Genomic DNA, 8,031 nt, shown 5'->3' on the forward strand with positions numbered 1-8,031 from the left:
GGTGCACCTATGACAATTTCACGTTCGTTTTTTATATTTCTTTCCCAGAATAAGACGCTGACAAAGAGCGCCAAAAAGTGGGGCATTCACCTCGGGGCTTCAAAAGTAGTGGCTGGAGAAGATATTGATGAAGCACTAACGACCATTCAATCGATGAACGAGCAGGGCCTGATGGCGACCATTGACCACCTTGGTGAATTTATAACGGAAAAATCAGAGGTGGAAGAAGCCAAGCAGAAAACGATCGAAATTATTGAGAACGTCTACGCGAAAAACGTACAGTCAGAGCTGACAGTAAAGCTGACGAAGCTTGGTCTTGATATAGATACAGACTATTGCATCGAAAATATGAAGGAAATCCTGGAGGCGGCCAGGGAAAAACAAAATTTCGTAAACATCGACATGGAAGACTATTCCCGTTATGAGAAGACGCTGAATGTGCTGAAAACGCTCCGAAAGGAATATGACAATGTAGGCACGGTCCTCCAGGGTTATTTACGGCGGGGGCTCGATGACCTCGACAGCCTTGGAGAAGTGCCTCTCCGGATTGTCAAAGGGGCCTATCAGGAAAAGGAAGAGGTTGCTTTTAAAGACAAGCATGACATTGATGCCAATTATTTTCTGATGATTCAAAAACATTTACTGCAGGAAGGTTTTACGGCCATCGGTACCCATGACCACCGTATTATTAACGCGGTTAAGCTGTTTGTGGAAGACCAGGGCATAGCTTATGATACATTTGAATTTCAAATGCTGTATGGCTTTCGAACAGAGCTGCAGCTGCAGCTTTTGCAGGAAGGCTACAATGTCAGAGTCTACGTGCCCTTTGGCAAAGAATGGTACGGGTATTTCATGAGAAGGCTGGCGGAACGCCCGCAAAATCTCGTATCCGTGGCCAAAGGGATGATTACGAAATAAAAAATTCATGCAGCGCCGCTCCTGAAAAGGGGCGGCGTTTTGGTATCCAGACAGGCAGAAAACCTTGAGGCAACAGCTTAACCAGGCAGCGTTTTTTGCGTATAATGGAAGTAGATGCAGCTGAAACTGGCAATAGAAAGGACACCGATGATGCAGACAGTACAAAAACGACGGACGGCAGGCTTTTTGCTCGTAATAAGCGGAGCTTCCCTCTGGGGTATTGGAGGAACAGTATCGCAGTATATTTTTGAAACCCACCGCCTGCCTGTGGAATGGCTGGTGGCTGTCAGGCTGCTTCTTTCCGGAATCCTTCTGTTAACTATTTCTTTAATGCTTGGAAATAAAGAAAAAGTAACCGGGATCTGGAAGGAGAAAAAGAGCGCAGGAGCAGTTCTTATATTTGGTTTATTCGGGATGCTCGCTGTTCAGTATACATATATGGCCTCCATTGAAAGCGGAAACGCAGCTGTTGCCACGCTGCTGCAATATTTGGCACCGGTGTTCATTCTTGCGTACCTGCTTGCCGTCCGGCATACATATTGGAATATACGGGACGCGGGCGCTGTGCTGATGGGACTTGCCGGCACGTTTCTGCTGCTGACAAACGGAGAGCTGGCCGAATTATCCGTGCCGCCGGAGGCGGTAGTCTGGGGTGTTCTTTCCGGTGTGGCGCTTGCCTTTTATACTCTGTACGCAGGTCCTCTTTTGGCAGCGTGGGGTTCCATGAATGTAATCGGGTGGGCCATGACTGTCGGAGGAGCGGCTGTAAGCTTATTGCATGCCCCGTGGGACACCGCATGGGAGAGCTGGACATGGAGCATGGCCGGAAGCGTAATTTTTGTCGTTATTTTCGGCACTATGATTGCTTTTTGGTTTTACCTGGAAAGCCTGAAATATTTAAAGCCGCAGGAAACAAGTATTTTGGGATGCCTGGAGCCTCTTGCTGCTATTCTGGCTTCGGTATGGTGGCTGCACGTGCCGTTTGGTTTCTATCAGAGCGTGGGCGCGTGCCTGATACTTGGTATGGTCGTTTATTTGTCTCTGCCGCAAAAGCAGCGGGCAAAGCCTGCGCCGGCGTGAAGAAAACGGAAGCCAAAGAGTAAATAAACACAGCCTGAGGGAAAATGTACTAAAATAAGTATAGAAAGTGAAATACAATTCGGAAGGATGAAGGGCTGCATATGTATCAAAACCTCAACGAATGCGTAGAAGATCTTGAAAAGCACGGCCATTTAGTACGAATCAAAGAAGAAGTTGATCCCTGCCTGGAGATGGCTTCCATTCATTTAAGATTCTATGAACAGGAAGGGCCGGCCGTTTTATTTGAAAATGTAAAAGGAAGCCCGTTCCAGGCTGTTTCTAATTTATTTGGCACGGTTGAACGCAGCAAATTTATTTTTCGGAAAAACTGGAAGCAGGTTCAAAATGTTATCACGATGAGAAATGATCCGGTGCAGGCACTGAAGCATCCGCTCCGTAACATGACGAGCGGCCTGACGGCAGTAAAAGCACTTCCGAAGAAAAAGAAGGGCGGTGCGGAGGACTTTCGGGAAGTGGGTATCAGCGACCTGCCAATGATTCAGCACTGGCCGCGGGATGGCGGTGCGTTTCTTACCCTGCCACAGGTGTATACAGAAGACCCGGAAAAATCGGGGCCGATGAATGCCAACCTAGGCATGTACCGGGTACAGCTTAGCGGAAATGACTTTATCCCCGATGAAGAGATAGGTCTGCATTATCAGATTCAGCGGGGGATTGGTGTGCATCAGGCGAAAGCCGTAGCCAGGGGAGAGCCTTTGAAGGTCAGTATTTTTCTTGGCGGTCCTCCGGCGCATACTATTTCAGCAGTGATGCCTCTCCCGGAGGGGCTGAGTGAAATGATGTTTGCCGGCATGCTGTCCGGACGTCGTTTTCAGTACAGCTATGAAGACGGCTACTGCATTAACCATGACGCCGATTTTGTTATTACCGGTGATATTTATCCGGAAGACACGAAGCCGGAAGGGCCGTTTGGTGACCATCTGGGCTATTACAGTCTGACACATGATTTCCCGGTTATGAAGGTTCATAAGGTGTATGCGAAGGATAAAGCGATTCTCCCGTTTACCGTAGTCGGCCGCCCGCCGCAGGAGGACACATCGTTTGGTGCGGTGATCCATGAAATGACAGGAGAAGCGATCAAGCAGGAAATTACCGGGGTCAAAGAAGTGCACGCTGTGGACGCTGCAGGGGTACACCCGCTGCTGCTGGCAATTGGCAGTGAGCGGTATACGCCGTTTCAAAGCGTAAAGCAGCCGGCAGAGCTGTTGACAATTGCCAATCGTATTCTCGGCACAGGGCAGTTAAGCCTGGCTAAATATTTATTTATCACAGCGGAACAGGAAAGAGAGCTCGATACGCATCAGGAGGAGGATTTTTTCACCTACATGCTTGAGCGGATCAATCTCCGCCGCGACCTTCATTTTCAGACTAAAACGACGATCGATACGCTTGATTACAGCGGAGAAGGGCTGAATGAGGGAAGCAAGGTAGTTATTGCGGCTTATGGGGATGTGAAGCGGGATCTTTGTCAACGCGTGCCGAATGGCTTTCCGGATGACAGTCCAATGCATTCGCCCAAGCTTGTAATGCCGGGTGTAATTGCGGTGGAGGCACCGGAATTTGACAGCTATAAACAGGCCGCTGAAGAAATGGCTGTTTTCTCTTCAAGCCTCGACCAAAAATGGGATGTTAAAGAAACTCCAATGATTATTATTTGCGATGACAGCAGCTTTGTCAGTGATACGATGCGAAATTTCCTTTGGGCCGTTTTTACGCGCAGCAATCCTTCCCACGATATTCATGGCGTGAACAGCTTTTATGAAAACAAGCACTGGGGATGCGACAGTCTGATCATCGATGCCCGCATCAAACCACATCATGCACCGCCGCTGCTCCCGGATGAAAATGTGGAGCGCCGGGTGGACAGCCTGATGGAACGAATTGACTTAAGAAAAAAATAGTCTGCTGAAAAATGTTTAAAATGGAACAGAAGCGTGAACAGAAGGACACCTGTTTGAAAAAGCAGAGTCAACAATCCAGAAGGGATGAATACCTGTAATGGAAAAACGGCAGCTTGGCAACAGTGACCTGCATGTGTCTCCTATCGGTCTGGGATGTATGGGAATGTCCGCTTTTTATGGCAAATTAAACGATGAAGAATCGAAGAAAACGATAAACACAGCGCTTGACCACGGCATTAACTTTCTCGATACGGCTGATATGTACGGCCCCATGACAAATGAACGCCTGGTGGGTGAGGCTATCCAAAACCGGCGGGAGGAGGTAGTGCTTGCCACAAAATTCGGGAACGTCTACAGCAATAAAGGTGAACTGACAGGCGAAGTAAACGGCCGGCCGGAATACGTTAAGCAGGCATGCGATGCCAGCCTGAAGCGGCTCGGTATTGATAGTATTGATTTGTATTATCAGCACCGGGTGGACCCTGATGTACCTATTGAAGAAACCGTAGGCGCGATGAAGGAACTCGTAGACGCCGGAAAAGTCCGGTACCTGGGGTTGTCAGAAGCAGCTCCGGAAACGATTCGCAGGGGCCATGGCACGCATCCGATTACAGCTCTGCAGACAGAGTATTCGTTGTGGAGCCGGGACGTGGAGGATGAAATTCTGCCGCTTTGCAAGGACCTCGGAGTTTCCTTTGTGGCATACAGCCCGCTCGGACGTGGGTTTTTAACCGGACAGATCAAGCAGTTTGAGGATCTGGAAGAGGATGATTTCCGGCGCTTTTCTCCGAGATTTCAGGGAGAAAATTTCAATAAAAATCTTGAACTCGTGGATAAAATGAAGGAACTGGCTAAAGAAAAGAAATGTACAGCCTCCCAGCTGGCCCTTGCCTGGTTGAGGGAGCAGGGGGTAGTGCCAATTCCGGGGACAAAACGGCGCACGTACCTGGAAGAAAATATTAACAGTCTGCAGGTTACGCTTACGGAGTCCGATATGAAAGCAATTGATGACATTGCTCCTAAAGGGGCTGCCGCAGGCATGCGGTATCACGAAGAAGGAATGAAAACGGTGAACCGGTAATAAAAGAAGGCCCATCTCTCCAGATGTATCCGGAGGGATGGGCTTTTTCTGTATGTGCAGGCTGCTAACTATTTTTAAAAGAGATATGCTTTAGCCGGCTCTTGGAAACCACGTTATACAGCGGCACTCCAACACGGTCAGCATACGGGAGGTAAAGAAGGACAGCAGGAAGAAAGCTGAGCGGAATAGCAAGCAGCAGCCGGCGTAAGGCATAAAAACCATGAAGCACCACTCCTTGATTTGTGCACATATGCAGCTCGTGGGCCGCAATTCTTGAGGATAGATAAGGATAGTCTTCGGGCAGCTGCCGGGCTTCCTGGATGGGAATCCACTGGCAGCGGCGGTACAGATCTAAAAATTGAAAAATGCGTACGGCTGCACGGCAGGGCGGGCAGTATTTGTCGAAAAATAAGTAATGGATAAAGCATCTGTCCTTTGAAGGAATTTCAAACACATGAATCTATGAACGTTTAACACGTATATTGTACGGGTATTTTCCCAGTAACGCCATAAAAACAAAAACGTCCGGGTGTGGCAGGGCGATAATTTCATATGCGGCGGAAATGGATGGATATAAAAGCCAGAACATAAGCCAGAAAAAGGATAATCGTTCTTTTTCTGGCTTTTTATATTTTTTTAGACGAACAGCAGGTTCAAACGACAAAAAACAGAGAAGATAAGGGCTATTGTACGAAAGTTTAAGCAGAAAGCTGAAACAAGCAATTTAAAACAAGAAAGGAAAGATGAAATTGGCACAAATTAATCGTATACTCGTAGGAGTAGAAGCTCTCGAAGGCGCGTCCCATGATGCATTTTATAAAGCAAAGGAATTGGCAGAGGAAAATAACGCTACGCTGATCATTGCATTTGTGATGGACAAAAACGGCTATGCCTCCCTGGAGCGTATGGACCCACATGGTTTCGGCAGATTGAAAAACCAGGCGCAATCACGCCTGAAAGCGTATAAAGAAATGGCAGAGGAGAACGGGGTCAAAGATGTAGAAACCGTTCTCGAGGTAGGAATCCCGAAAAAGGAAATGGAAAATCTGTGTGAAAAATATAATATCGACATGATCGTTATCGGCGAGACTGGATCGTCTAAAGTGGACCGGCTTTTTCTCGGCAATACTGCTAAAGCCATTCAGAAAAAAGCAAAGTGTGACGTGAAGGTCGTATCAACTAAAGAAGCAGTAAAAGAATAGACGTTGACAGCTAAAGCAGAATCACTGCTTCAGAGCCTTCTTTCCGATAGCGCGAAGGGAGGCTCCATGTATGGGGGTGTCCCATATCGGCTAATGCTATTAGCATATTAAAGCAATAGAAAAGGTGAACGAATTGAAATATTATTTACAACAGCTGATGCCTAAAAAATTAAGGCAGATTAAAAGCATGTCCTCAAGACAGCGGTGGTACGAACTCCGCTCAAGTCTTTGGGTACTCCCGGCGATCTATATCATTTTGGCCGTGCTTTTAGCCATTGGCGCCTACTACGTGGAATTCGGACTTGAGCCCGCATTCGCCATGGCGCCAATCCTATCAACAGGGTATTCATTAACCCAGACAATGTACAGTACGCTGCTCTCGGGCGTACTCACGTTAAACGCTTTTACGTTTAACTCCATTCTCGTCGTTTTGACGAGCTTTTCCGGCCAGTTTACACCGCGGGTTTTGTTTAATTTTATTTCAGACCGCAGAACCCAGCATTCCATTGGCATCTTTAACCTGTGTTTCTTTTTTCTCCTGCTCGGGTTTTTCTTCTTGAATTCCTCAATGGATCAGTACACAGTATTTCCCGTACTCGGCGTATTAGCTACAGCCGTATCGGTAGTAAACTTTATTTTATTTATCAACCACGCAACAAAATGGATGCAGGTGCCAAGTATTACCACGAATATGAAAGAAGAATCACAGCAGCGGATTCTCAACACGCTGCTTTATGATCTCGAAGCGCACCGTGCTAAAAATAAAAGTGAAGTACACGAACCGGAAACAGAAGGAGAGCCCAATGTTGTTGCAAGTGAAACGACCGGCTTTATCCAGGTGATTGATTTTGGCAAAATCGTGAAAGAAGCAGCCAAGGACGGTATTGTAGTAAGGCTGGATCGCCGGATTGGCGACTTTGTACTTGAAGGTATTCCTATTTTTTCTTATTGGAAGACAAATGAAGAGCCGGACCTGCCGGTGAACGAAAAAAAGTATCGTAACTTTATGTATCTTGGGAAAAGTAAAACGGAAGTGCAGGATATCGAATTCGGGATCCGGAAATTGACCGAGATTGCGATCAAAGCGCTTGGAAACGACGAACCAATGACAGCCCAGGATGCCATCTATCAGTTAACGGACCTCGTGTTTTCCATTTCCAAAGTAACCCGCTTTACTTCATATTTAACTGATGATAACGACACGCTCCGGTTGATTATGAAAGATGAACAGTTTTCTTATTACGTCTATTCCGCCTTTACCTACATTGCCTCCTATGCAGAAGAAAAGCCCGGCGTAACCTTGACGCTTCTTGAAGCGCTGGTCATTTTATCAAAAGCCCTGGAAACAAAGGACAAAAACTGCTGCTGGCATTACGGCAAAAGCATTGCCCGCAATTATTCCGGGAAGCTTCCACAGGATTATGACCAAATCACGTTTATGAACCATTTGGAGCAGCTTTCAGGCTCGGTGAATGATAAAGGGAAATTTTATGAAATGATTGATGATTTTGTAGAAAAAGATTTACTGGAAAAGAAACTGGTAGATCGCAGAAAACAAGAAAAGGGATAAAGCGAAGCCGATCCATCAGCGAAAATGACTGGGTCGGTTTTTTTATACTATGAAGCCGGCAAAGAAACAAAAAAACCGGGCCGCATTTGCGGTCCGGGAGGGGTTTGAATATTACTTAAAAGATTTTGTGCCTTCTGTAAGGGATTCCGAGGTTGGTTCAATCGCGGAAGTGTCCTGGCGATTGGCCAGAAATTCCGGGCGCGGCTCCTGGCCGCTGAACGGATCGGTGAGCTTGTTTTCCACCGAGTTGAACACGAA

7 protein-coding genes are annotated in these 8,031 nt (G+C 47.0%); 6 read left to right on the top strand and 1 reads right to left on the bottom strand.

Annotated elements, in window-relative coordinates; all coding sequences use genetic code 11:
• The first annotated feature begins 9 nt into the window (after positions 1-9).
• From ACTTK7_RS14955 to ACTTK7_RS14970, 4 genes are all read left to right on the top strand, one after another.
• Entirely contained in the window at positions 10-918 is a 909-nt protein-coding gene (locus ACTTK7_RS14955; protein ID WP_462868888.1) for a proline dehydrogenase family protein, read from the top strand.
• Positions 919-1,068: 150 nt separating this feature from the next.
• The gene (locus ACTTK7_RS14960; RefSeq protein ID WP_462868889.1) at positions 1,069-1,998 is read left to right on the top strand and encodes a DMT family transporter; all 930 of its coding nucleotides are present in this window, start codon (positions 1,069-1,071) and stop codon (positions 1,996-1,998) included.
• Positions 1,999-2,099: 101 nt separating this feature from the next.
• The gene (locus tag ACTTK7_RS14965; RefSeq protein WP_462868890.1) at positions 2,100-3,920 is read left to right on the top strand and encodes a UbiD family decarboxylase; all 1,821 of its coding nucleotides are present in this window, start codon (positions 2,100-2,102) and stop codon (positions 3,918-3,920) included.
• A 97-nt stretch (positions 3,921-4,017) separates the two neighbouring features.
• Entirely contained in the window at positions 4,018-5,001 is a 984-nt protein-coding gene (locus tag ACTTK7_RS14970; RefSeq protein WP_462868891.1) for an aldo/keto reductase, read from the top strand.
• A 64-nt stretch (positions 5,002-5,065) separates the two neighbouring features.
• Here the strand turns inward: ACTTK7_RS14970 and ACTTK7_RS14975 are convergent, their stop codons facing one another.
• Positions 5,066-5,455 (bottom strand): DCC1-like thiol-disulfide oxidoreductase family protein, encoded by a 390-nt coding sequence (locus ACTTK7_RS14975; RefSeq protein ID WP_462868893.1) that lies wholly within the window; start codon positions 5,453-5,455, stop codon positions 5,066-5,068.
• Positions 5,456-5,750: 295 nt separating this feature from the next.
• Here ACTTK7_RS14975 and ACTTK7_RS14980 point away from each other — a divergent pair, with 295 nt between their 5' ends.
• The gene (locus ACTTK7_RS14980; protein ID WP_462868894.1) at positions 5,751-6,203 is read left to right on the top strand and encodes a universal stress protein; all 453 of its coding nucleotides are present in this window, start codon (positions 5,751-5,753) and stop codon (positions 6,201-6,203) included.
• A 133-nt stretch (positions 6,204-6,336) separates the two neighbouring features.
• Positions 6,337-7,773, top strand: coding sequence for a DUF2254 domain-containing protein (locus tag ACTTK7_RS14985; protein WP_462868895.1), 1,437 nt, complete (start codon positions 6,337-6,339; stop codon positions 7,771-7,773).
• Positions 7,774-8,031: the final 258 nt, after the last annotated feature.

Source organism: Marinococcus tarijensis (assembly GCF_054971385.1).